Raw genomic sequence first — 22,327 nt, forward strand, 5'->3', positions numbered from 1 at the left:
ACAATCTAACAATTTTAAGGAGTAGCCATGAAACAGATTACCGCCATCATCAAACCATTCAAGCTCGACGAAGTACGCGAAGCGCTGGCCGACGTGAACGTGACGGGCTTGACCGTGACGGAAGTGAAGGGCTTTGGCCGCCAGAAGGGCCATACCGAGTTGTACCGTGGTGCCGAGTACGTGGTCGACTTCCTGCCGAAGGTGAAAGTCGAAGTGGTGGTGGACGACAGCGTGTCGGAACTGGTGGTCGACGCCATCATCAAGGCCGCCCGCACGGGCAAGATCGGCGATGGCAAGATCTTCGTGCGCGATGTGGAGCAGGTGATCCGCATCCGCACGGGTGAGACCGGCCCGGACGCGGTGTAAGTCTGGGCCAGCAATGTTGTCGGATTACGGCTCTTTGAGCCTAATCCGACCTACGCGTAGCAATGGGTGTCGTGCCGTAGGTCGGCTTAGCGCGCCAGCGCGTAAGCCGACATGCGCCGCCAATAACGTTGCCGGTTGGCGCATCAGCGCCCCAGCCGCATATCGAATTTCCAGCAAATCAGGCGCAGAATCGTGATGCCGCTGGCGCTGGTCCACAGCGCGAAGTCGTGCTCGGCGCCGAAGTGCATCTGCAGCAGATAAGCCCAGCAGCCGAAGAACGCGCAGATCGCATACGGTTTGCCGTCGCGAAACACCATCGGCACTTCGTTGCAGACGATGTCGCGCATCACGCCGCCAAAAATCCCCGTAATCACCCCCATCATCGATGCGATGAAGAGCGGCATGCCGGCGCGCGTCGCTTCGGCCACGCCCGCGATGGCGAACATGCCCAGGCCGATGGCGTCGGCGATGACGATCAGGCGTTCCGAGACGATCTGGCGCAAGTGCTGGATCAAGGGCGCGGCCGTCAGGGCCAGCACGAAGATGAGAATCGCGTATTCCTGGTGCGAGACCCAGAACAATGGCCGCTTGTCGAGCAGGATGTCGCGCAAAGTGCCCCCGCCAAATGCCGTGATGAAGGCCACCACGAACACGCCGACCAGGTCCATGCGCTTGCGGCGCGCTTCGATGAAGCCGGAAAACGCGCCCACCAGGATGGCGATGACCTCAATGATCTTGATCAGCGAGCCAGGCGGCAATTGGGGTGGCATCATGGGTGGAGCGCGTGCACGAGACGCTAAGCAGGAAATAATTGTCACAGGTTAACATGACACGGCCCCGAATGGTGACAAACGGGGCCGTGCGCATGAGCTAACTTGTTACTGAATTGTAATTTCTTGCTGCGGTGCTCAGCGGATGGGCTGCAGGGCGGAAGAAAGCAATACGACCAGCGCGCCATCGCCCCCTTCAGAGCGGCGCGCCTGGCAAAAGGCGATGACTTCATCCTTTTGCACGAGCCAGCTGTGCACCATCGATTTCAAGACCGGTTCCTGGCCTTTCGAGCCGAAACCCTTGCCGTGGATGACCCGCACGCAGCGCAGCTTGCGCCGTGTTGCCTGGTTCAAAAAGGCGCCGATGCCGTCGCGCGCCTCGTCGCGGCGCAAGCCGTGCAAGTCGAGCTCATCCTGGATGGGCCAGTGGCCCTTGCGCATCTTCTTGACCACGTCCGATCCCACGCCGGGGCGGGCGTAGTTCAGGGCCGGATCGTTTTCCAGGTAATGGTCGACTTCGAACAAGTCCGACAGCGACTCGCGCAGCACGGCCGCATCGTCCTCTTCCGGAGACAACTTGCGCGCCGGCTGCTGGGCCGCCATGGCGCCCGCCTTGGGCAGGCTGGGCACGTAGCGGTCCGACTCGGGCAGGCGCTTGACGCCGCCGATGCTGGCCTTGAACAGATTGCTCTCCACGGCCTGCACCTTGACCTGCTTGACGCGCTCCGCTTCAGCCTGGGCGCGCGCGTCGGCCTGCTCCTTGAGCTGCTTGCTGACCGCTTTCAGGTCGGCAAAGTCTTTCATCGACGCCATGCGACGCTTACTCCTGGCCTTCCAGGTAGCGCTGGGCGTCCAGTGCTGCCATGCAACCCGTGCCGGCGCTGGTGATGGCCTGGCGGTAGATATGGTCTTGCACGTCGCCGGCGGCAAACACGCCCGGTGCGCTGGTGGCGGTGGCCATGCCTTCCAAGCCCGTCTTGGTCTTGATGTAGCCGTTGTGCATGTCCAGCTGGCCTTCGAAGATGCCCGTGTTCGGCTTGTGGCCGATGGCGATGAACACGCCATGCACGCTCAAGGCTTCGACCTTGCCGTCGATGGTCGACTTGATGTTCAGACCCGTCACGCCGCCTTCGTTGCCCGTCACTTCGTCCAGAGTGTGGTTATATTTCAACACAATCTTGCCTTCGGCAACCTTGGCGTTCAGGCGGTCGATCAAAATCGCTTCCGCGCGGAACTTGTCGCGGCGGTGGATCAGCGTGACTTTATTGGCGATGTTCGACAGGTACAGCGCTTCTTCGACGGCCGTGTTGCCACCGCCGACGACGGCCACTTCCTGGTTGCGGTAGAAGAAACCATCGCAGGTGGCGCAGGCGGACACGCCCTTGCCCATGAATTCCGCTTCCGATGGCAGGCCCAGGTATTGCGCGGATGCGCCCGTGGCGATGATCAGCGTGTCGCACGTGTATTCGTGGCTGTCGCCCTTCAGGCGGATCGGTTTTTCATTCAGGAAAGTGGTGTGGATGTGGTCAAACACGATTTCCGTATTGAAACGCTCGGCGTGCTGCAGCAAGCGCTGCATCAGGTCCGGGCCTTGCACGCCCATCGGGTCGCCAGGCCAGTTTTCCACGTCGGTGGTGGTCATCAACTGGCCGCCTTGTTCCACGCCGGTGACCAGCATCGGGTTCAGGTTGGCGCGGGCGGCGTAGACGGCGGCGCTGTAGCCGGCTGGGCCGGAGCCGAGGATCAAAACGCGGGCGTGTTTGGTAGTGGTCATGGGAGGCTTCTCTATGAGTGGGGTCTATCCGAATTGGGGGCATACGCGCGAAGAACAAGGGCGTATTGCGCTTGCGCAAGCAATCCACGATTATAGACCAAGCCGCCTGTAGCGACGAATCGTGGGGCCGTCCGAGGCATATATGGCTTAGAATACTTCCTTATTATGGGAAATTCCCTTTCAGAAACATTTTTCACCTTGCAGCGCTTCCCAGAATGACTAAACCAGCCCAGGCCAATCAAAATAGCTACACCCGAAAACCGGTCGAACGCCGCCCGCTGCCCAACCGGCTGGTGCGGCTGCTGTCCGAGGCGCGCTGGTTCGCGCTGGCCGCGTTTGCCTTGTATTTCGTGCTGATCCTGGCCAGCTTCAACAAGCTCGACCCCGGCTGGTCGCACGCCACCAATGTCGACAAGGTGGCCAACCTGGGCGGCAAGCTCGGTGCGACCTTTTCCGATTTGCTGCTGTATATCTTCGGCTTTTCCGCCTGGTGGTGGTGCGTGTGGCTGCTGCGCACGGTATGGCATGGCTATCGCCGCCTGAGTAAGCGCTTCCTGCTGGAAGAGGAAGAGGTGGAGCGCGAGCACCATGTCGAGATGCTGATTCGCATCGTCGGCTTCTCCATCATGCTGATCGGCAGCATGGGACTCGAATACTTGCGCATGGCAAAAAGCTTGCACGTGCAGCTGCCGCGCGATCCGGGCGGCGTGCTGGGCCAGCTGGTCGGGCACTCGGCCCACGTGGCCTTTGGCTTTACGGGCGCGACCTTGCTGCTGTTGCTGCTGTTCGGCCTGGGTTTCAGCTTGTTCTTCCACGTATCCTGGCTGCAAGTGGCCGAACGCATCGGTGGCGCCATCGAAGACGCCGTCAACTGGTTCGTACTGCGCTACCAGGATCGCGAAGACCGCCGCCAGGGAGAAGTGGCCGCCGTGCGCCGCGACGAAGTGGTGGTCATCGAGCGGGCCAAGCATGTAGAGAAACATGTGGCCGCGCCGCCCGTGAAGATTGAACCGCAGGTGGTGACGGTGGTGAAATCGGAGCGCGTGGAAAAGGAGCGCCAGGCCCATTTGTTCGAGAACCTGGGCGATGGCAAGCTGCCGCCGTTGTCGCTGCTCGATGAAGCGCCGCCTGTGGTGGAAACGGTCTCCGTGGAAACCCTGGAATTCACGAGCCGCCTGATCGAAAAGAAATTGTCGGACTTTGGCGTGGATGCCAAGGTAGTGGCCGCTTACCCCGGCCCTGTCGTCACGCGCTATGAAATCGAGCCGGCCACAGGCGTCAAGGGCAGCCAGATCGTGGGCCTGGCGCGCGACCTGGCCCGTTCACTGTCCCTGACGTCGATCAGGGTGGTGGAAACCATTCCCGGCAAGAATTACATGGCGCTTGAACTGCCGAACACCAAGCGCCAGATCGTGCGCCTGACGGAAATCCTCGGTTCCAAGGTCTACAACGATGGCGTCTCCAGCCTGACGATTGCGCTGGGCAAGGATATCGCGGGTAAACCCGTCGTGGCCGATCTGGCAAAGATGCCCCACTTGCTGGTGGCCGGTACGACCGGTTCCGGTAAATCCGTGGGCATCAATGCGACGATTTTGTCGCTGCTGTACAAATCCGACCCACTCGACGTACGGCTGATTTTGATCGATCCGAAGATGCTGGAAATGTCCGTCTACGAAGGCATTCCGCACTTGCTGGCGCCCGTCGTCACCGACATGCGCCAGGCCGGCCACGCGCTGAACTGGGCCGTGAACGAGATGGAACGCCGCTACAAGCTGATGAGCAAGATGGGCGTGCGTAACCTGGCTGGCTACAACGCGAAGATTGCCGACGCGAAAAAGCGTGAAGAACATATCCCGAATCCGTTCAGCCTGACGCCGGATTCGCCGGAGCCGCTGGAAAAACTGCCGACCATCGTCATCATCATCGACGAGCTGGCCGACTTGATGATGGTGGTGGGTAAAAAAGTCGAGGAATTGATCGCACGTATCGCGCAAAAGGCGCGCGCCGCCGGTCTGCACTTGATTCTTGCCACACAGCGCCCATCTGTAGACGTGATCACGGGCTTGATCAAGGCGAACATCCCGACGCGTATCGCCTTCCAGGTATCGTCGAAGATCGACTCGCGCACCATTCTCGACCAGATGGGCGCGGAAACCCTGCTGGGTATGGGCGACATGCTGTACATGCCGCCCGGCACCGGTTTGCCGATGCGCGTGCACGGCGCGTTCGTGTCCGATGAAGAAGTCCACCGCGTTGTCAGCCATCTGAAGCTGCAGGGCGAACCGAATTACATCGAGGGCATCCTCGAAGGCGGCACCCTGGAAGGCGACGGCGCCGAAGGCGGCGTGCCTGGCGAGGGCGGCGGCGAGGCCGATGCCCTGTACGACCAGGCGGTGGCGGTGGTGCTGAAAAACCGCCGCGCCTCGATTTCGCTGGTGCAGCGTCATTTGCGCATCGGCTACAACCGCGCCGCCCGTCTGCTCGAGCAGATGGAGCAGAGCGGGGTGGTATCAACCATGCAATCCAATGGCAACCGGGAAATCCTGGTGCCGGCGGCCAGTAGTGAACAAGGGTAAATAGAATGAAGAACACGACTTTCGCAGCAAAAATGATGATCGGCGCGGCCAGCGTTGCCTGCAGCCTGCTGTTCGCGGCCAGTGCCTCGGCCAGTGCGCTCGAGCAATTCAAGAGCTTTGCGGCCGGCACCAAGTCGGCCAAGGGCGAGTTCGTGCAGCGCCAGGTCAAGAAGGCGGACGCCAGCGGCAAGGCCAAAGTGTCGACGCCGGCCAGCGGCACGTTCGAGTTTGCCCGCCCAGGCAAGTTCATCTGGACCTATCTGAAGCCGTACGAGCAGCTGCTGCAAGCCGATGGCGACAAGCTGTACATCTACGACAAGGACTTGAGCCAGGTGACGGTCAAGAAACTGGGCGACGCGCTCGGTTCCTCGCCAGCAGCCATCCTGTTCGGCAGCAATGACCTGGAAAAGAATTTTACGTTGGCCGAAGCGGGCACGCGCGATGGCCTGGAATGGCTGAAGGCGACACCAAAAGCCAAGGACACGACGTTCGACGAAATCACCATCGGCCTGCGCAATGGCGTGCCGGAAGCGATGGAGTTGCGCGATTCGTTCGGCCAGACGTCGGTACTGGCGTTCAAGAACTTCCAGAAGAATCCGGCCTTATCTGCCGATCACTTTAAATTTGTCATGCCCAAGGGCGCCGACGTCATCAACAATTAAGACTGTCGCGCCTTGCGTATGAGCCGGCCTCGCAGCAATGCGGGGCCTTTGCATTCTTATTAGGTAACTCAATATGGCGGATCTCTTTTCCACCGCACCGCGCCAGCCCTTGGCCGAAGCCTTGCGGCCAGCCACCCTGAACGAAGTCATCGGCCAGACGCATCTGCTGGGCGTGGGCAAGCCGCTGCGCCTCGCGTTCGAGGCGGGCAAGGCCCATTCGATGATCTTATGGGGGCCGCCCGGCGTGGGCAAGACGACCCTGGCACGGCTGATGGCGAACGCCTTCGACAGCGAATTCATCGCCCTGTCGGCCGTGTTTGCTGGGGTAAAAGATATCCGCGCGGCCATGGATCAGGCACGCCACAGCCTGGACCAGTTCGGCAAGCACACCTTGTTGTTCGTCGACGAGATCCACAGGTTCAATAAATCGCAACAGGATGCCTTGCTGCCGTTTGTCGAATCGGGCCTGGTGACGTTTATTGGCGCCACCACCGAAAACCCCAGCTTCGAAGTGAACTCGGCGTTGCTGTCGCGCGCGCAAGTGTATGTGTTGAAATCGCTCAACGAAGACGAGATGAAGCAGCTGCTGGCCAAGGCGCAAAGCACGGCGCTGACGCACCTGACGTTTGACGAGGCGGCCGCCGACACCCTGATCGGCTATGCGGATGGCGATGCGCGGCGTTTCCTGAATTTGCTGGAACAGGCCGAGACGGCCGCCAGCTCGACGGGCACGACCAAGATCGACGCGGCCTTCGTCGACAATGCGCTGACCCTCAATTCGCGCCGCTTCGACAAGGGTGGCGACAATTTCTATGACCAGATTTCCGCGCTGCATAAGTCCGTGCGTGGCTCCAACCCCGATGCGGCCCTGTACTGGTTTTGCCGCATGATCGATGGCGGCGCCGACCCCCGCTATTTGTCGCGGCGCATCGTGCGCATGGCCTGGGAAGACATCGGCCTGGCCGACCCGCGCGCCTTGACCATGGTCAATGACGCGGCGGAAACGTATGAGCGCCTCGGTTCGCCCGAAGGCGAGCTGGCGCTGGGCCAGGCCGTGATTTACCTGGCGATTGCCGCGAAAAGCAATGCCGGCTATAACGCCTTCAATACGGCGATGGCGTTTGTCAAGAAAGACAAGTCGAAGGAAGTGCCCGTGCATCTACGCAATGCACCGACGAAGCTGATGAAGGAACTCGGTTACGGCCACGCCTACCGCTACGCGCACGACGAGCCTGATGCGTATGCGGCCGGTGAAACCTACTTCCCGGACGGCATGGCCGAACCGGGCTGGTACCAGCCCGTGCCGCGCGGTCTGGAAAGCAAGATCGCCGATAAATTGGCGTGGCTGCGCGAGCTGGACAGAAAAGCAGGAAAACCAGCCGGCAAGGGCTGAGGCTACAGTCCCAGCAGGGTAAAACCGTCATCCTGCGGCGTATAGCCGACCAGCTGGCGCGTCGCTGCGATCGACAAGCGCTTATAGCGGTTGTCCGACACCCCATGCACGACGTGGTAGCCGGCCGGCACGTCCGCCGTCACGCAGCGGGCCAGCAATTGCACCACGTCCCGTTCGCTGATGAAGGCGGCGATGTCGCGTGCGCTGTGCTGTTGACCTGGCGCAAAGTTGGCCACGTTGGCGATGCGCACGGCGATCGCCGTCATGCCGTGCTGGTGCGCAAAGGCCGAGGCCACGCCTTCACCGAAGGCCTTGCTGGCGCCATACATGTTCGCGGGGCGCGCCGGCATGCTTTCCTGTACTTGCACGTCCAGCGGGTAACCCTCGATGGCTTGCGCGCTGCTGGCAAGCACCACTCTTTTCACTCCCTGTTCCTGTGCCGCGCGGAAGATGTTGTGCGTGCCGACGATGTTCGGCTGCAGCAGTTGCGCATCGAAATCGGCGCTGGCGTGGGGCACGCCGGCCAGGTGCAGCACCACATCAATATCGGCGCAGGCGGCCAGGCAGGCGGCATAGTCGGCGACGTCGAGCTTGATGGATGGGCAGGGTGCTTCGGCCAGCTTGCCTGTGTGCAGGTCGGCCAGGCGCAGGGAGAATTCCCCGTGCCGGCGCTTCCAGAAAGCGGTGCCGATGATGCCGGCGGCGCCCGTGACGAGGACGCGCAGTGGAGCTTGTGTCATGTATTCCTTGTGACCAGTGTGTGAGGCAGTGCCAGGTTCAGCCAGCGCAACAGGGCAGGTCGGGGGGCGGCCGTCCCATGCACACGGATGTGTCCGCTACCCACGGCTTCGACGAGCACCAGGCCGTCGTTCGGTATCGTGTAGCGTTCGCCGCTGCGCAGCACGCAATCCTCGAACTGGGCGTAGGCCGTGATCCACGCCGTGCCGGACAGGCATTCGATGACCCTGGCGTGCGCTTTTTCCAGGCGCAAAGGCCGTTCGCTGCGTAATTCGTGGTCGGTATGCATGGCATCGCTCCTGTTGTGCTGACAGGAACAGCTTAGGCGCTTGCCGTGAACCATGACAGATGCAGGAAAACGAAATTGTGATGCATACAGTACTCCTTGTCGTACACTGTGCTTGTCAAAAAACTCGGCAACTGTATCTGTGCCGGCCACGCGCGCGAGCTGCATACTGAAGGGATGAACATGAGCGCGCATTTGAATCTGTACGAGCACCTGGCCAACGAACTGGGCGCCTTGATCGACTCGCGCGTGTTCGCGCCCGGCGACCGCCTGCCATCGATCCGCCACCTGGCGCAGCAAAAGCGCATTTCCGTCAGCACGGTGATGCAAGCCTTGCGCCTGATGGAAGACCGGGGGCAAGTCGATGCGCGGCCCCAGTCCGGCTATTTCGTGCGCCACCGCGCGCCGCGCCGCCCGTGCAGCGCGGACGCCCAGCATTTGAAGGAGCCGGCCTTTGTCGGCATCAACAACCTGTTGATGCGCGTGCTGAAGGAAAACGAGGCGCCCGATATCGTGCAGCTGGGCACGGCCTGGCCGCCCGACGAGATATTGCCCATCAAGCGCATGCAGCGCACCATCAGCGCCGTGGCGCGGCGCGAGCCCGCTTTATTGAGCAAGGTCAGCTGTTACGACGTCAGCGAAAGCAATTTCCTGCGCCAGGTGACGCGCCGCGCGCTGGACTGGGGCAAGCTGGACCCGCACGAGATCGTCGTGACGAATTCCTGCACGGAAGCGATCAGCCTGTGCCTGCGCGCCGTCGCCAAGCCCGGCGACACGATTGCCATCGAGTCGGCCACGTATTTCGTGCTGCTGCAGATGATCGAAAGCCTGGGCATGAAGGCGCTGGAAATTCCCACCGACCCGAAGACGGGGCCGTCGCTCGACGCGCTCGAGCTGGCCCTGCGTGCCGGCCTCGTGCAAGCGTGTTTGTTCGTGCCGAACGCAAACAACCCGCTCGGTTGCGTGATGCCGGAAGAAAACAAGAAGCGCCTGGCGGGGCTGCTGTCGGAATTCAATATTCCGCTGGTGGAAGACGATGTATATGGCGACCTGTGCTTTGCCCCGCAGCGGCCGTGGCCCGTGAAAGCCTACGATACGAGCGGCAATGTGCTGCTGTGCTCCTCGTTTTCCAAGGCGATTACCCCTGCGTCGCGCGTCGGCTACGTGCTGGCCGGCCGCTTCGCGCAGGAAGTGGCTTTGCTGAAAACCGTGTCGAGCGGCGCCACCAGCCATTTCTTCCAGGCCGTGCTCGCCGATTTTCTGGAGGGCAGCAGCTACGACCAGCAACTGCGCAAGATGCGGCGCACCCTGGTGCAGCGCATCGCCCGCATGTCCGACGCCGTGGCTGCCAGCTTTCCGGCCGACTGCATGCTGTCCGAGCCGCAGGGCGGTTTCGTGCTGTGGGTGCAGATGCCGCCGCAAATCGATGCGCTGGCCCTGCACGGCCAGGCTATCGCGGACGGCGTGGCGTACATGCCGGGCCAGTTGTTCTCGGCCTCGGGCAAGTTCGGCAATTATCTGCGCCTCAATTGCGGCAATCCGTGGACGCCGCGCATCGAGCAGGCTATCAGCCGCCTTGGTCGCCTCGTCAAGGACGCCTTGTAACTATTCTCCACGTTTCAGTCCCCGTTTTTCACCGTTCGCTCCCTGTTTTTCGCCGCTGGTCGCAAGCCGGTGGCCTTGTTTGTGGCCGTTGGCTAAAGTACCACCATACCAGCAGCAGTCAACCACACAAACCAACCAGGAGTCACATCATGAACGCACTGAAAAACATGGAAATCACCTTTGTCGCCGCCGCCATCATCGCCATCGGCGCCAGCTTCGCCACCGCCGGCGCGAACACCGTGGAAGTGAGCGCCACCTCCACCGTGATTGCCCAGGCCGCCGACAGCACGATGCCTGTCGTCACCGTCAGCGCCCGCCGCCTGACCGCTGCCGAAAAAGCCGCCTTTATCTAAGCGCTGGATGTAAAGCGGGCGCGAGTGCCCAGCCATGCCGCCATGACGATGGCCGGCCATGTGCAAAACTCATAAAGAACTGAACGGGTCTTGGTACAATGAGTGCTTTCGATACATCGGCACCGCCATCCACCCATGATAGATATCCAACTTCTCCGTAAAGACATCGCCACCGTCGCAGAACGCCTGGCGACGCGCAAATTCCAGCTCGACGTGGCAGGTTTTACCGCCCTCGAAGCCGAACGCAAGGCGATCCAGACGCGCACCGAAGAGCTGCAGGGCAAGCGCAATGCGCTGTCCAAGCAAATCGGCATGCTGAAAGGCAAGGGGGAAGACACCTCGGCCGTGATGGCGCAAGTGGCCGGCCTGGGCGATGAGCTGAAAGCCGATGAAGCGGCCCTGACCGTGGTGCAAGCCAAGCTGAGCGACTTCATCATGGCCGTGCCGAATTTGCCGCACGAATCGTCGCCTGTGGGCACGGACGAGTCGGGCAACGTGGAAGTGCGCAAGGTCGGCACGCCACGCACTTTTGACTTTGAAGTCAAGGATCACGTCGACGTGGGCGGCCCGCTGGGCCTCGATTTCGAAGTGGCCACCAAGCTGACCGGTTCGCGCTTTTCCGTCATGAAGGGCGGCATCGCCCGTCTGCACCGTGCGCTGGCGCAATTCATGCTCAACACCCACGTGGACGAGCACGGCTACACGGAATGCTATACGCCGTACATGGTCAACGCCGATTCCTTGCGCGGCACGGGCCAGCTGCCGAAATTCGAAGCCGATCTGTTCTCGGTGAAAAAAGGCGGCGCGGAAGGCGAGGGCGAGACCTTCTACCTGATCCCGACGTCGGAAGTATCGCTGACGAATATCGCGCGCGATGAAATCCTCGCGCTCGATCAATTGCCACTGAAAATGACGGCCCACACGCCATGCTTCCGTTCGGAAGCGGGCAGCTATGGCCGCGACACGCGCGGCATGATCCGCCAGCACCAGTTCGACAAGGTGGAAATGGTGCAAGTGGTGCATCCGGACACCTCGTACCAGGTGCTCGATGAAATGGTCGGCCACGCGGAAACGATTCTGCAACGCCTGGGCCTGCCATACCGCGTGATGTCGCTGTGCACGGGCGACATGGGTTTCGGCGCCACCAAGACCTTCGACCTGGAAGTGTGGCTGCCGGCGCAAAACACCTACCGCGAAATCTCGTCCCTGTCGAACTGCGAAGCCTTCCAGTCCCGCCGCATGCAGGCGCGTTTCCGCAACGCCGCCGGCAAGCCGGAACTGGCGCACACCCTGAACGGCTCTGGCCTGGCAGTGGGCCGCACTTTGGTCGCCGTGCTGGAAAATTACCAGCAGGCAGACGGCAGCGTCGAGATCCCGGCCGTGCTGCGCCCGTACATGGGCGGCCTGACGCATCTGAAGGCCTAAAATAGTCCTTTTCTTTTCGCTGCGGGCTGCTATAATCTTGCCTTCTCGCAGCAATGCGGGAAAGACCGCAGCAAATGGAGAGGTGGCAGAGTGGTCGAATGTACTTGACTCGAAATCAAGCGTACGTTAAATCGTACCGTGGGTTCGAATCCCACCCTCTCCGCCAGAACAAATAGAGAAAGCTCCCGCAAGGGAGCTTTTTTTATTTGTGGCGGCGGAAAGGAGTACGCCCCCTGCGGGGCGTACGCGTGGGATTCGAAGACGAGCGCGTACTTGCGCGAGGCTCCCCGAATCGTCAAATTGGGTTTGGTTCTAAATGCCAGCCCTCAGTTGCAAATCACCAATAAACCCCTACCCAACCCAACAACACCCATGCTAAAATAGCGCCTCGTTCAAACCGGCACGCCAGTTTGAATGAATAGACCGCAGTAAACGGAGAGGTGGCAGAGTGGTCGAATGTACTTGACTCGAAATCAAGCGTACGTTAAATCGTACCGTGGGTTCGAATCCCACCCTCTCCGCCAGAATACATAAGAGAAGCTCCCGCAAGGGAGCTTTTTTTATTAGTGATGCAAAAAAGCCTGCGACGTATCAATGCAGGTAGAAAAACCGCCCAAAGCGCGCAGCGCAAGGCGTTTTTTCCTCCATTCAGCTTTGAATGCCAGCACCCCCACCAACGCAAGCTAGTGCACCAGCCGCGCCACCGCAAACGCCACACCTGCCAGCGCAATCATCGTCCCCACGCACGACAGGATGACAGTCGACTTCGCCTCAGCCACATCAGATCTGGTCGCATAATTGGAGCGCACCACCGCCAAGTCCAGTTTCAAGCTGCTGACATCCGTCGTGAGGACAGTGACATCCGTTTTCAGGCCGGCGACATCCGTTTTCAGGTCTGCCACATCCACCTTGAGGCCAGCCACATCCGTTTTCAGACCGGCCACATCCACCTTGATGCCAGCCACATCCACCTTCAAATCAGCAACATCCAGTTTCACACCAGCCATGTCTTTTGCCAGTGTATTGACCTGCTCGTCCATGGTGCAATCCTCCATGCTTTTCACTCGATGCTCCTCGCATTTTTCACCCCTGTCAAACAGTGTCCCGAGGGTATCGTGCATGGCCTTGCTATTCCTCGCCAAGCGTTGCGCCAGTGCCATCGCGCGTTGCAGGTCGGCCATTCCTTCGCCCTGTAGCTGGTCTGTTGCAGTCTGCAATTCGGCAGCGATTTGTTCGCTGAGGCTGGCGGCAACCTGCAGCCATGCATTGATCTTGCGCTGGCGTGTCTGTCGCTCCAGCGCGTCAGGCCGCAGCCACGGATCGCTCAGATTGTGCATGCTATTCATGCTGCGTCCTCTTCAGCTTCGGCCGATGCCGATGCCGTCCACGCTACCCCTCGCCGTCGCCACCCACCTTGACCCCGCTCAGCCTATGGTAATCTACCCCCTCCCATCCCGACCCCACCAATAAAAGCAATGAGCCGATTCTGGAGCAACATCGTCAGCGAGCTGACCCCCTATATCCCTGGCGAGCAACCGAAACTGCCCGACCTGGTCAAACTCAACACCAACGAAAACCCCTACGGCCCATCGCCGCAAGTCCTGGCCGCGCTGCGCGAAGCTAGTAACGACAGCCTGCGCCTCTACCCCGATCCCACGGCCAGCGAACTGAAGCAAACCCTGGCCGGCTACCACGGCCTGAACAGCGCGCAGGTGTTCGTCGGCAACGGTTCCGACGAAGTGCTGGCGCTGGCCTTCATGGCCTTGCTCAAGCACGATGCACCGCTGCTGTTTCCGGACATCAGCTACAGTTTCTACCCCGTGTATTGCAAGCTGTACGGTATCGATTACCGCACGGTAGCGCTCGACGATGCCATGCGCATCCGCCCGCAAGACTATCAGGAGCCGTGCGGCGCCATCATCTTCCCGAATCCCAACGCGCCGACGGGTGTGGACTTGCCGCTGGCCGATGTGGAAACCTTGCTGCGCGACCATCCTGACGCCGTGGTGGTGGTCGATGAAGCGTATGTGGATTTCGGCGGCGAGAGCGCCGTGACCCTGGTCGAACGGTATCCGAACTTGCTGGTGGTGCAGACGTTCTCGAAATCGCGCTCGCTGGCCGGCTTGCGCGTCGGCTGTGCCTTCGGGCATCCTGATCTGATCGAGGCACTGGAAAGGGTGAAGAACAGTTTCAACTCGTATCCGCTGGATCGGCTGGCGCTGGCCGGTGCCGTTGCGTCGCTGCACGACGAAGCGTATTTCCAGCAGACGCGCCAGGCCGTGATTGCCAGCCGCGAACAGCTGACGGCGGATCTGGCGGCGCTGGGTTTCGAGGTGCTGCCGTCGGTGGCCAACTTTGTCTTTGCGCGCCACCCGCAGCATGATGCGGCGCAACTGGCGGCGGGCCTGCGCGCCCGTTCCGTGATCGTGCGCCATTTCAATGCACCGCGTATCAATCAGTATTTGCGCATCAGCATCGGCAACGTGGGCGAGTGCGCGGCCTTGATGGCGGCCTTGCGCGAGATATTGTCGTGATGGCAGGCCTGATACGGCTGCCGGCAGCCGTATCAGGTGCCACTTTGCTTACTGCTGGCTGGACCGGCGGCGGCGCGCCATGAAGCCCAGCAAGCCCAGGCCGCCCAGCAGCATGCCGTAGGTGGCTGGCTCCGGTACGGCCGACACGGACAGATTATTGATGGTCGGCCAGATGCCGATCTGTCCGGCCGTGCTGACGGCCAGGTCCGAGAAGGCGCCCGTCGACAGGAAGCCGACAAACGATGCCTGTGTCGGCAATACCAGTTCGTAGGTGAGCAGCTCGCCCAGCGCATTGCGCGCGGTCAGCGTGATGCTCTGGGCACTGGCATATTCGCCGGAAAAGTTCGATCCGAAGAAGAATCCCCCCACACCGCGTACGGCACTGGAAAAGTTGGAGAACACCACGCTGTCGTCACGGTTATTGGTGCTCAGCCAATTGTCGCTGCCCGTGCCTGCGCCGTACAGGATGGGCGAGACGCCAACGCTGCTTGCCGTGTAGGCATAGCTGCCGGCGCTGCGGAACAGCGGACCATCGAGTGCATCGATGGGCAAATCATCAAAGGTATCGACGCCGGTATTGCCGGCCGCTGCCAGATAGGCGGACTGGCTGGTAAAGACCGTGATGTCGGCGTGTGCGGCGCTGGCGGCGAACAGCAGGGCGGCGGCGCTGATGATTTTCATGCGGGTAAGTGAGGTTTGCAAGATCGACTCCTTAACGAGGGTTGGGAAAAGGATGCGGCAAAAAGTTTCCTTATTTGTAATGCCAGTTCAATGTAATATTAAATAGAAAAAAATACAACATAAATTATTTATGATAATTTTGATCTTGCATATGTAAATCGCTGATGTTTGCCAATTGCTAATGCCTGGCGGTCTGAGTTGGCGCCTGGCGGCACGATGCTGCTGGCGCGGGACATTTGTGCAACAATAATCGGATTCACACATCGACAGGACGGACAATATGGCAAAAGTGGCATTCATCGGTTTGGGCGTCATGGGTTTCCCTATGGCAGGCCATCTGGCGGCGGGCGGGCACGACGTCACCGTGTACAACCGCAATCCGGCCCGCGCGGCCGCTTGGCTGGAGCAATACAAGGGCAGCAGCGCCGCCACGCCGGCCGCCGCCGCTGCGGGCGCCGAGTTCGTCTTCACCTGCATCGGCAACGATAACGACCTGTATCAAGTGATCCTGGAAGAGGGCGGCCTGCTGTCCGCCATGGCGCCGGGCAGCATCCTGATCGACCACACGACGGCTTCCGCCGAAGCGGCGCGCACCATCCACGCGGCGGCAAAAGAAAAGGGCGTGTTCTTCCTCGACGCACCCGTGTCCGGCGGCCAGGCGGGCGCGGAAAACGGCAAGCTGACCGTGATGGTGGGTGGCGACGCGGAAGCGTACGCGCGCGCCGAGCCCGTCATCGCGCTGTTCTCGCGCGCCGTCACCTATATGGGCGCCTCCGGTTCCGGCCAGCTCACAAAAATGGTCAACCAGATCTGCATCGCCGGTCTCGTGCAAGCCTTGAGCGAAGGCATCGCCTTTGCGGAAAACGCGGGCCTCGATGCGGCGCTGGTGGTCGACGTGATTTCCAAGGGCGCGGCGCAGTCGTGGCAGCTGGAAAACCGGGGCAAGACCATGATCGAACGCAAGTTCGACTTCGGTTTCGCCGTCGACCTGATGCGCAAGGATCTCGGTATCTGCCTCGCTGAAGCCAAGCGCAACGGCAGCGACTTGCCCGTGACGACCTTGACGGACCAGTTCTATGCCGAAGTGCAGCAGGCGGGCGGCAACCGTTACGACACGTCCAGCCTGATCACCCGCATGAACAAAAAGTAAAGTTTAACTCGTCAGTAGCGAGCGGCGCGTCCCTGCAAAGGGCCGCGCCGCTCGTCGTTTACGGTGCTGACATCATTAAAACGTCAGTTTCCGGAACATCCCGTTTCGATTTTCATGGAAAAGCATGGACTTCGTGAGCTCATCGTGTATTATTAAAAAACGAGATGAAATGTCCCAATTTTTAAAACATTATGAGCGGACCCGCATGAAAACCAACTCCTCAGCGATAACACGCGTTGTCGACAAGAACATCCCCTACCTGTCTTCCGCCGTTGCCATCTGGCGTCCCCGCGCCGTGCTGCGCAGCTGGCCCGGCGTGGCCATCGCGCTGGTGATCGCCCTGTCGGCCACCTTCATTTCCAGCAATTACGGTGGGCCGCAACTGCTGTACGCGCTGTTCTTCGGCCTGGCTTTTCACTTCCTCGCGTCGGACCCCACCTGCAAGCCCGGCATCGAGTTTTGCAGCAAGGTGCTGCTGCGCACGGGCGTGGCCCTGCTGGGCGCGCGCATCACCTTCAACCAGATCGCCTCGGTCGGTGTGACGCCGTTGCTGATCGTCGTCGGCGGCCTGGTGGCGACTTTGGGCTTTGGCTATCTGCTGGCCAAGTGGCTGAAACGCCCCATCACGGAAGGGATATTGTCCGGCGGCTCGGTCGCCATCTGCAGCGCGTCGGCCGCGCTGGCCATTTCCGCCGTGCTGCCGCAAACCAAGGAAAACGAAAAATTCACTTTGCTGACGGTGGTCGGCGTGACGACCTTGTCCACCCTGGCCATGATCGTCTACCCGCTGCTGGTCAAGCTGCTGGGTTTTGACCCGACGGAAGCGGGCGTGTTCATCGGCGGTACCATCCACGACGTGGCGCAAGTGGTGGGCGCCGGCTACCTGGTCAGCAACCATACGGGCGACGTCGCCACCTTCGTGAAACTGACGCGCGTGGCTTGCCTCGTGCCTGTCGTGCTGGGCCTGTCGATCATGTTCAAGCGCAAGGAAGGCAAGAGCGAAGTCGATGCGCCGCCGCTCGTGCCCTTTTTCCTGATCGGTTTTGTTTGGCTCGTCATCACGAACAGCCTGGGCCTGATCCCGCAGGAAGTGAATGGCTGGATCAACAACGCTTCGCGCGCCTGTCTCGTCATCGCCATTGCCGCGCTGGGCGTCAAAACGTCGTTCCAGTCGCTGGCCTCGCTGGGCTGGCGCCCCGTGATCATGCTGGTGATGGAAACCGTGTGGATCGCCGCCTTCGTTGCCATCGCCGTCCTGCTGACGCGCTGAGCGAGCCGACCCCGCCATGAAGATCCTTGTCCTCGGCGCCGGCGTGGTCGGCACGGCATCGGCCTGGTACTTGCGCCAGGCGGGCCACGACGTGCGCGTGCTCGAGCGCCAGGCGGGCGCCGCGCAGGAAACGAGCTTCGGCAATGGCGGGCAGATTTCCGTCTCGCACGCGGAGCCGTGGGCCAATCCCGCCACCCTGTGCAAGGTAGTGCGCTGGCTGGGCAAGGACGATGCGCCGTTGCTGTTCCGTCCCCGCCTCGATACGCTGCAATGGCAGTGGGCCTTGCACTACCTGCGCGAATGCCTGCCATCGCGCGTGTCGCGCAATATGCGCCAGATCGTCGCCCTGGCCGAGTACAGCCGCCAGAGCCTGCAAGCCTTGCGCCGTGAGACGGGCATAGCCTATGACCACCTCGAGCGGGGCATATTGCATTTCTATACGGACCAGCAGGAGTTCGACAAATCGCAGTCGGGCGCCGCGCTCTTGCGCGAGCTGGGCTGCCCGCGCAACACGGTCAGCGCCGATGAAGTCATCCATATCGAGCCGGCCCTGGCCCATGCCCGCCAGCACATCGTCGGCGGCGATTTTACGGCCAGCGACGAGTCGGGCGATGTGCATTTGTTTACCACGGCCTTGGCCGCCCGCGCGGCCGCAGCCGGCGTGGATTTTCAGTACGGCACGACGGTGACGCGCTTGCTGGCGGATGGCGAACGCATCACGGGCGTGGAATGCATCGATGCGCAAGGCCGCCACCGCCTGGAATACGCGGATGCCGTGGTGGTGGCCATGGGCAGTTTTTCCGCGCCATTGCTGCAGCCGCTCGGCATCCGCCTGATGCTGTATCCGGGCAAAGGGTATTCCGCCACCTATCCGATACGCGACCCCGCCAGCGCACCGACCGTCTCGCTGACGGACGATGGGCACAAACTGGTGTTTTCGCGCCTGGGCGAGCGCCTGCGTGTGGCGGGCACGTGCGAACTGAACGGCTACACGCGAGAACTGAACCCTGTGCGCTGTGCCGCCATCACGCGCAGAGTGCAAGCGCTGTTTCCCCACGCCTGCGATTACAGCGACCCCGTCTACTGGGCCGGCCTGCGCCCGCTCACGCCATCGAACGTGCCGTATATCGGCACCACGCGCTACCGCCAGCTGTTCCTCAACACGGGCCACGGCACCCTGGGCTGGACCATGGGATGCGGCGCGGGCAGGGCGATCGCCGACCTCGTGTCCGGGCGGCGGCCGGAAGTCGATTTTGCGTTTTGCGGGCAACGTTTGGCACCGCAGTCTGCGGCAGAGGCATTCCGGGGTCAGACCCGCCGGGGAAATGTACCCCAATGGGGCACATTTCAATCCCGACGGGACTGACCCCAGCTTTAACTTAGGAGATCAAGATGAGAGACGACGCCACCCCCAGCCAGCCACCGGCCGGGCTGACCCTGGCCGGTACCACCTACCAGTCGCGCCTGCTGGTGGGCACGGGTAAATACAAGGATTTCGAGGAAACGCGATTGGCCATCGAAGAGAGCGGCGCCGAGATTGTCACCGTCACCATCCGGCGCGTGAATATCGGCCAGGAAAAGGGTGAGCCGAACCTGCTCGATTTCATACCGCCATCGAAATACACGATCCTGCCCAACACGGGCGGCTGCTACAACGCGCGCGACGCCGTCTATACCTTGCAGCTGGCGCGCGAGCTGCTGGGCGGGCACCAGCTGTGCAAGCTGGAAGTGCTCGGCGATGAAAAGACCCTGTTCCCGAACATGCCGGAAACGTTAAAGGCGGCGCAGGAACTGGTGCGCGACGGCTTCCAGGTGATGGTGTATTGCAGCGACGACCCCATCCAGGCGCGCATGCTGGAAGACATCGGCTGCATCGCCGTCATGCCGCTGGCGTCCCTGATCGGCTCGGGCATGGGCATTCTGAATCCGTGGAATCTGTCCCTGATCATCGAGCAAGCCCGTGTGCCCGTGCTGGTCGACGCCGGTGTCGGCACGGCGTCGGACGCGGCCATCGCCATGGAACTCGGTTGCGACGGCATCCTGATGAATACCGCCATCGCGGCGGCGCGCGAACCGGTACGCATGGCGCGCGCCATGAAACTGGCAGTGCAGGGCGGACGCGAGGCCTATCTGGCCGGACGCATGCCCCGGAGAGCAGGCGTCATGAGCGCCTCGCCGTCGTCGCCGATGGCCGGGCTGATCGCCTGAGCCCGATTTGTAGCAAGGTAGTTGACTATCGTTTCAAGCGTTTATAAAAACCACAATACCTGGAGATGACATGAAACACACACTCGTAGCGGCAGCCATCCTGGCCTCCTTCTTCGCCGGCAACGCCAGCGCCCAATCGTCCGTCACCGTGTACGGCTTGCTCGATGCGGGCCTGACGTCCGAACACGGCGGCGCGGACGGGTCCGTCACCAAGCTGGCCACCGGCGTGCAATCGGGCAGCCGCATCGGCTTCAAGGGCACGGAAGACCTGGGCAACAACCTGAAGGCCAATTTTGTGCTGGAAAATGGTCTCGACGTGGATACGGGCGCCAACCGCCAGGGCGCCCTGTTCGGGCGCAAGGCCTACGTGGGCCTGTCGGGCGGCTTCGGCGCCGTGAACCTGGGCTTGCAGCACAACCCGCTGTTTACCGCGCTGGACAATATCGACCCCTTCGAGACGGGCATGACGGGCGCCTCGATCAACCTGATGAGCGTGGCCAGCCTGCGCACGAAAAACTCGATCATGTACGAGACGCCGAAGGTAAACGGCTTGTCGGCCGCCGTGATGGTTGGCCTCGGCGAAAAGCCGGACAGCAACACCCTGGGGCGCACCATCGACTTTTCCATCGATTACGCCAACGGCCCGCTGGTGCTGACCCTGGCCCACGACAACCGCAAGGACACGCCGCTGAACACGGCCAAGGTCACCTTGCTGGGCGGCACCTACGACTTCGGCCCCGCCAAGCTGCACGCCGCGTATGAGACGGACAAGGATGACGCGGGCACGGATTTCCGCAGCTACATGCTGGGCGCGTCGGCCCCCGTGGGCGCGGCGGGCAGCGTGATGGCGTCCTACATCAAGAAGGATGACCGCACGAATGCGCGCCGCGGCGGGCGCCAGCTGGCCATCGGCTACACCTATGCCTTGTCCAAGCGCACGAATCTGTACACCTCGTACGGCCGCATCAACAACGATGGCGCGGGCACCAATTTCGTCGGCGATGCATCGAGCGGCGGCAGCGTGCCCTTGCCTGGGCATAACTCGAGCGCCTTTACGGCCGGCATGCGTTTGAAGTTCTAAGCACGGCGACGCGGGTAGAGATGGCGGCTTGTCTGTTGCGGATAAGCCGCCATTGTTGTTTCAGCAGTGGTGCACATGCATGGATTCCGGATTCAGGAATGAAACAGTCCGATTTTTCATGAATTTTCATTGACAGCACATTTCGCAACCGTTAAATTGAACACGTATTTCAAATATCGGAACAAAATATACCGATTTTTCATAAAACCGTAAGGAGACTGAGCCATGACCGATTTGTCCGACCAAAAAGCCGCCGCCGCTGCCGTTCCAGTAGGCCCGCAAAAAATGACGCCTTCCGAAGCGTTCGTGGAAACCCTGGCCGCCAATGGCGTGACCGACATGTTCGGCATCATGGGCTCGGCCTTCATGGACCCGATGGATATCTTCGCCCCGGCCGGCATCCGCCTGATTCCCGTCGTGCACGAGCAGGGCGCCGGCCACATGGCCGACGGCTATGCCCGCGTCTCGGGCCGCCATGGCGTCGTCATCGGCCAGAACGGTCCCGGCATCAGCAATTGCGTGACGGCGATTGCCGCCGCCTACTGGGCGCATACGCCCGTCGTCATCATCACGCCGGAAACGGGCACCATGAGCATGGGCCTGGGCGGCTTCCAGGAAGCGAACCAGCTGCCGATGTTCGAGGAGTTCACGAAATACCAGGGTCACGTGACCAATCCTGCCCGCATGGCGGAATTCACGGGACGCTGCTTTGACCGCGCCATGTCGGAAATGGGCCCGACGCAACTGAACATCCCGCGCGACTATTTCTATGGCGAAATCAAGGCCGAAATTCCAAAGCCGAACCGCCTGGACCGTGGTGCCGGCGGCGAACAAAGCCTCAACGATGCGGCCGAACTGCTGGCGAAAGCCAAGTTCCCCGTGATTATCTCGGGCGGCGGCGTCGTCATGGGTGAAGCCATCGAGGAGTGCAAGGCGCTGGCCGAGCGCCTCGGTGCCCCCGTCGTCAACAGCTACCTGCACAACGACTCCTTCCCCGCCAGCCATCCGCTGTGGTGCGGTCCGCTCGGCTACCAAGGTTCCAAGGCAGCGATGAAACTGATCGCCAAGGCCGACGTCGTCGTCGCTTTAGGCTCGCGCCTGGGCCCGTTCGGTACCTTGCCGCAGCACGGTATGGATTACTGGCCGAAGAACGCCAAGATCATCCAGATCGACGCGGACAACAAGATGCTGGGCCTGGTCAAAAAGATTTCCGTGGGTATCTGCGGCGACGCCAAGGCGGCCGCCAAGGCCATCCTGGCTCGCCTCGATGGCAAGGCACTCGACTGCGACGCCACGCGCGGCGAGCGCTACGCCACCGTGCAAGCGGAAAAGGCGGCGTGGGAAGAGGAGCTGACGAACTGGACGCACGAAAAAGATGCGTACAGCCTGGACATGATCGAAGAGCAAAAGAAAGAGCCGGGCAACTACCTGCACCCGCGCCAGGTCTTGCGCGAA

General features: G+C 61.5%; 21 protein-coding genes and 2 tRNA genes. 16 read left to right on the plus strand and 7 right to left on the minus strand.

What is annotated here, in order from left to right:
* Nucleotides 1-27: 27 nt before the first annotated feature.
* Nucleotides 28-366 carry a P-II family nitrogen regulator gene (locus V3C40_RS25685; RefSeq protein ID WP_034758685.1) on the plus strand — a complete coding sequence of 113 codons (339 nt, stop codon included), beginning with the start codon at nucleotides 28-30 and terminating at the stop codon, nucleotides 364-366.
* Nucleotides 367-509: 143 nt separating this feature from the next.
* On the opposite strand, the gene V3C40_RS25690 is transcribed toward V3C40_RS25685, so the two are convergent.
* From V3C40_RS25690 to trxB, 3 genes are all read right to left on the minus strand, one after another.
* A complete protein-coding gene (locus tag V3C40_RS25690) occupies nucleotides 510-1,139 on the minus strand; it encodes a trimeric intracellular cation channel family protein (protein ID WP_034758680.1) in 630 nt (209 codons plus the stop codon).
* Nucleotides 1,140-1,274: 135 nt separating this feature from the next.
* Entirely contained in the window at nucleotides 1,275-1,949 is a 675-nt protein-coding gene (locus tag V3C40_RS25695) for a Smr/MutS family protein (RefSeq protein ID WP_034758675.1), read from the minus strand.
* 7 nt (nucleotides 1,950-1,956) lie between these two features.
* Nucleotides 1,957-2,910, minus strand: coding sequence for a thioredoxin-disulfide reductase (trxB, locus tag V3C40_RS25700; RefSeq protein WP_034758671.1), 954 nt, complete (start codon nucleotides 2,908-2,910; stop codon nucleotides 1,957-1,959).
* Nucleotides 2,911-3,125: 215 nt separating this feature from the next.
* On the opposite strand from trxB, the gene V3C40_RS25705 reads away from it, so the two are divergent.
* The 3 genes from V3C40_RS25705 to V3C40_RS25715 all read left to right on the plus strand — a co-directional run bounded on the left by V3C40_RS25705 (nucleotide 3,126) and on the right by V3C40_RS25715 (nucleotide 7,541).
* Nucleotides 3,126-5,486, plus strand: a complete 2,361-nt coding sequence (locus V3C40_RS25705; RefSeq protein ID WP_070304042.1) for a DNA translocase FtsK — start codon at nucleotides 3,126-3,128, stop codon at nucleotides 5,484-5,486.
* Between the two features lie 5 nt (nucleotides 5,487-5,491).
* The gene (lolA, locus tag V3C40_RS25710) at nucleotides 5,492-6,148 is read left to right on the plus strand and encodes an outer membrane lipoprotein chaperone LolA (RefSeq protein ID WP_257620488.1); all 657 of its coding nucleotides are present in this window, start codon (nucleotides 5,492-5,494) and stop codon (nucleotides 6,146-6,148) included.
* Nucleotides 6,149-6,221: 73 nt separating this feature from the next.
* A complete protein-coding gene (locus tag V3C40_RS25715; RefSeq protein ID WP_034758659.1) occupies nucleotides 6,222-7,541 on the plus strand; it encodes a replication-associated recombination protein A in 1,320 nt (439 codons plus the stop codon).
* A gap of 2 nt (nucleotides 7,542-7,543) precedes the next feature.
* Here V3C40_RS25715 and V3C40_RS25720 read toward each other — a convergent pair whose 3' ends face one another.
* Complete coding sequence (locus V3C40_RS25720) at nucleotides 7,544-8,281, minus strand: NAD-dependent epimerase/dehydratase family protein (RefSeq protein ID WP_331778862.1); 738 nt, start codon at nucleotides 8,279-8,281, stop codon at nucleotides 7,544-7,546.
* Nucleotides 8,278-8,568, minus strand: a complete 291-nt coding sequence (locus V3C40_RS25725) for a DUF2917 domain-containing protein (RefSeq protein WP_331778863.1) — start codon at nucleotides 8,566-8,568, stop codon at nucleotides 8,278-8,280. The genes V3C40_RS25720 and V3C40_RS25725 overlap by 4 nt, the downstream gene beginning before the upstream one ends.
* 180 nt (nucleotides 8,569-8,748) lie before the next feature.
* Here V3C40_RS25725 and V3C40_RS25730 point away from each other — a divergent pair, with 180 nt between their 5' ends.
* The 5 genes from V3C40_RS25730 (at nucleotide 8,749) to V3C40_RS25750 (ending at nucleotide 12,472) form a co-directional block, all read left to right on the plus strand.
* A complete protein-coding gene (locus V3C40_RS25730; RefSeq protein ID WP_331778864.1) occupies nucleotides 8,749-10,170 on the plus strand; it encodes an aminotransferase-like domain-containing protein in 1,422 nt (473 codons plus the stop codon).
* 149 nt (nucleotides 10,171-10,319) lie between these two features.
* Nucleotides 10,320-10,523, plus strand: coding sequence for a hypothetical protein (locus tag V3C40_RS25735; RefSeq protein WP_151093744.1), 204 nt, complete (start codon nucleotides 10,320-10,322; stop codon nucleotides 10,521-10,523).
* Nucleotides 10,524-10,658: 135 nt separating this feature from the next.
* Entirely contained in the window at nucleotides 10,659-11,948 is a 1,290-nt protein-coding gene (gene serS, locus V3C40_RS25740; protein ID WP_331778865.1) for a serine--tRNA ligase, read from the plus strand.
* Between the two features lie 76 nt (nucleotides 11,949-12,024).
* Nucleotides 12,025-12,114 (plus strand) — tRNA-Ser (locus V3C40_RS25745).
* A gap of 268 nt (nucleotides 12,115-12,382) precedes the next feature.
* Nucleotides 12,383-12,472: transfer RNA gene (locus tag V3C40_RS25750), tRNA-Ser, on the plus strand.
* A 159-nt stretch (nucleotides 12,473-12,631) separates the two neighbouring features.
* On the opposite strand, the gene V3C40_RS25755 is transcribed toward V3C40_RS25750, so the two are convergent.
* The gene (locus tag V3C40_RS25755; protein WP_331778866.1) at nucleotides 12,632-13,294 is read right to left on the minus strand and encodes a hypothetical protein; all 663 of its coding nucleotides are present in this window, start codon (nucleotides 13,292-13,294) and stop codon (nucleotides 12,632-12,634) included.
* A gap of 129 nt (nucleotides 13,295-13,423) precedes the next feature.
* Between V3C40_RS25755 and hisC the strand changes: the two genes are divergently transcribed.
* The gene (gene hisC, locus V3C40_RS25760; protein ID WP_331778867.1) at nucleotides 13,424-14,482 is read left to right on the plus strand and encodes a histidinol-phosphate transaminase; all 1,059 of its coding nucleotides are present in this window, start codon (nucleotides 13,424-13,426) and stop codon (nucleotides 14,480-14,482) included.
* 48 nt (nucleotides 14,483-14,530) lie between these two features.
* Here the strand turns inward: hisC and V3C40_RS25765 are convergent, their stop codons facing one another.
* Nucleotides 14,531-15,184, minus strand: coding sequence for an FxDxF family PEP-CTERM protein (locus V3C40_RS25765; protein WP_331778868.1), 654 nt, complete (start codon nucleotides 15,182-15,184; stop codon nucleotides 14,531-14,533).
* A 259-nt stretch (nucleotides 15,185-15,443) separates the two neighbouring features.
* On the opposite strand from V3C40_RS25765, the gene V3C40_RS25770 reads away from it, so the two are divergent.
* The 6 genes from V3C40_RS25770 to xsc form a co-directional block, all read left to right on the plus strand.
* The gene (locus V3C40_RS25770; protein WP_331778869.1) at nucleotides 15,444-16,313 is read left to right on the plus strand and encodes an NAD(P)-dependent oxidoreductase; all 870 of its coding nucleotides are present in this window, start codon (nucleotides 15,444-15,446) and stop codon (nucleotides 16,311-16,313) included.
* A gap of 205 nt (nucleotides 16,314-16,518) precedes the next feature.
* On the plus strand, nucleotides 16,519-17,583 hold the full coding sequence (locus V3C40_RS25775) for a YeiH family protein (RefSeq protein ID WP_331778870.1): 1,065 nt from the start codon (nucleotides 16,519-16,521) through the stop codon (nucleotides 17,581-17,583).
* A gap of 16 nt (nucleotides 17,584-17,599) precedes the next feature.
* Nucleotides 17,600-18,949 (plus strand): D-amino acid dehydrogenase, encoded by a 1,350-nt coding sequence (locus tag V3C40_RS25780; RefSeq protein WP_331778871.1) that lies wholly within the window; start codon nucleotides 17,600-17,602, stop codon nucleotides 18,947-18,949.
* A 26-nt stretch (nucleotides 18,950-18,975) separates the two neighbouring features.
* The gene (locus tag V3C40_RS25785) at nucleotides 18,976-19,791 is read left to right on the plus strand and encodes a thiazole synthase (protein WP_034758622.1); all 816 of its coding nucleotides are present in this window, start codon (nucleotides 18,976-18,978) and stop codon (nucleotides 19,789-19,791) included.
* 70 nt (nucleotides 19,792-19,861) lie between these two features.
* Nucleotides 19,862-20,872 (plus strand): porin, encoded by a 1,011-nt coding sequence (locus V3C40_RS25790; protein WP_331778872.1) that lies wholly within the window; start codon nucleotides 19,862-19,864, stop codon nucleotides 20,870-20,872.
* A 225-nt stretch (nucleotides 20,873-21,097) separates the two neighbouring features.
* Nucleotides 21,098-22,327 (plus strand): sulfoacetaldehyde acetyltransferase (xsc, locus tag V3C40_RS25795; RefSeq protein ID WP_331778873.1); only part of this gene is annotated, 1,230 nt, incomplete at its 3' end.

Source organism: Janthinobacterium sp. LS2A (assembly GCF_036543145.1).
Classification (GTDB): domain Bacteria; phylum Pseudomonadota; class Gammaproteobacteria; order Burkholderiales; family Burkholderiaceae_D; genus Janthinobacterium; species Janthinobacterium aestuarii.

Excerpts from the sequence above, each read along its gene's own strand:
- V3C40_RS25685 (WP_034758685.1), top strand. The coding sequence starts at position 28 with ATGAAACAGATTACCGCCATCATCAAACCATTCAAGCTCGACGAAGTA.
- V3C40_RS25690 (WP_034758680.1), bottom strand. The coding sequence starts at position 1,139 with ATGATGCCACCCCAATTGCCGCCTGGCTCGCTGATCAAGATCATTGAG.
- V3C40_RS25695 (WP_034758675.1), bottom strand. The coding sequence starts at position 1,949 with ATGGCGTCGATGAAAGACTTTGCCGACCTGAAAGCGGTCAGCAAGCAG.
- trxB (WP_034758671.1), bottom strand. The coding sequence starts at position 2,910 with ATGACCACTACCAAACACGCCCGCGTTTTGATCCTCGGCTCCGGCCCA.
- V3C40_RS25705 (WP_070304042.1), top strand. The coding sequence starts at position 3,126 with ATGACTAAACCAGCCCAGGCCAATCAAAATAGCTACACCCGAAAACCG.
- lolA (WP_257620488.1), top strand. The coding sequence starts at position 5,492 with ATGAAGAACACGACTTTCGCAGCAAAAATGATGATCGGCGCGGCCAGC.
- V3C40_RS25715 (WP_034758659.1), top strand. The coding sequence starts at position 6,222 with ATGGCGGATCTCTTTTCCACCGCACCGCGCCAGCCCTTGGCCGAAGCC.
- V3C40_RS25720 (WP_331778862.1), bottom strand. The coding sequence starts at position 8,281 with ATGACACAAGCTCCACTGCGCGTCCTCGTCACGGGCGCCGCCGGCATC.
- V3C40_RS25725 (WP_331778863.1), bottom strand. The coding sequence starts at position 8,568 with ATGCATACCGACCACGAATTACGCAGCGAACGGCCTTTGCGCCTGGAA.
- V3C40_RS25730 (WP_331778864.1), top strand. The coding sequence starts at position 8,749 with ATGAGCGCGCATTTGAATCTGTACGAGCACCTGGCCAACGAACTGGGC.
- V3C40_RS25735 (WP_151093744.1), top strand. The coding sequence starts at position 10,320 with ATGAACGCACTGAAAAACATGGAAATCACCTTTGTCGCCGCCGCCATC.
- serS (WP_331778865.1), top strand. The coding sequence starts at position 10,659 with ATGATAGATATCCAACTTCTCCGTAAAGACATCGCCACCGTCGCAGAA.
- V3C40_RS25755 (WP_331778866.1), bottom strand. The coding sequence starts at position 13,294 with ATGAATAGCATGCACAATCTGAGCGATCCGTGGCTGCGGCCTGACGCG.
- hisC (WP_331778867.1), top strand. The coding sequence starts at position 13,424 with ATGAGCCGATTCTGGAGCAACATCGTCAGCGAGCTGACCCCCTATATC.
- V3C40_RS25770 (WP_331778869.1), top strand. The coding sequence starts at position 15,444 with ATGGCAAAAGTGGCATTCATCGGTTTGGGCGTCATGGGTTTCCCTATG.
- V3C40_RS25775 (WP_331778870.1), top strand. The coding sequence starts at position 16,519 with ATGAAAACCAACTCCTCAGCGATAACACGCGTTGTCGACAAGAACATC.
- V3C40_RS25780 (WP_331778871.1), top strand. The coding sequence starts at position 17,600 with ATGAAGATCCTTGTCCTCGGCGCCGGCGTGGTCGGCACGGCATCGGCC.
- V3C40_RS25785 (WP_034758622.1), top strand. The coding sequence starts at position 18,976 with ATGAGAGACGACGCCACCCCCAGCCAGCCACCGGCCGGGCTGACCCTG.
- V3C40_RS25790 (WP_331778872.1), top strand. The coding sequence starts at position 19,862 with ATGAAACACACACTCGTAGCGGCAGCCATCCTGGCCTCCTTCTTCGCC.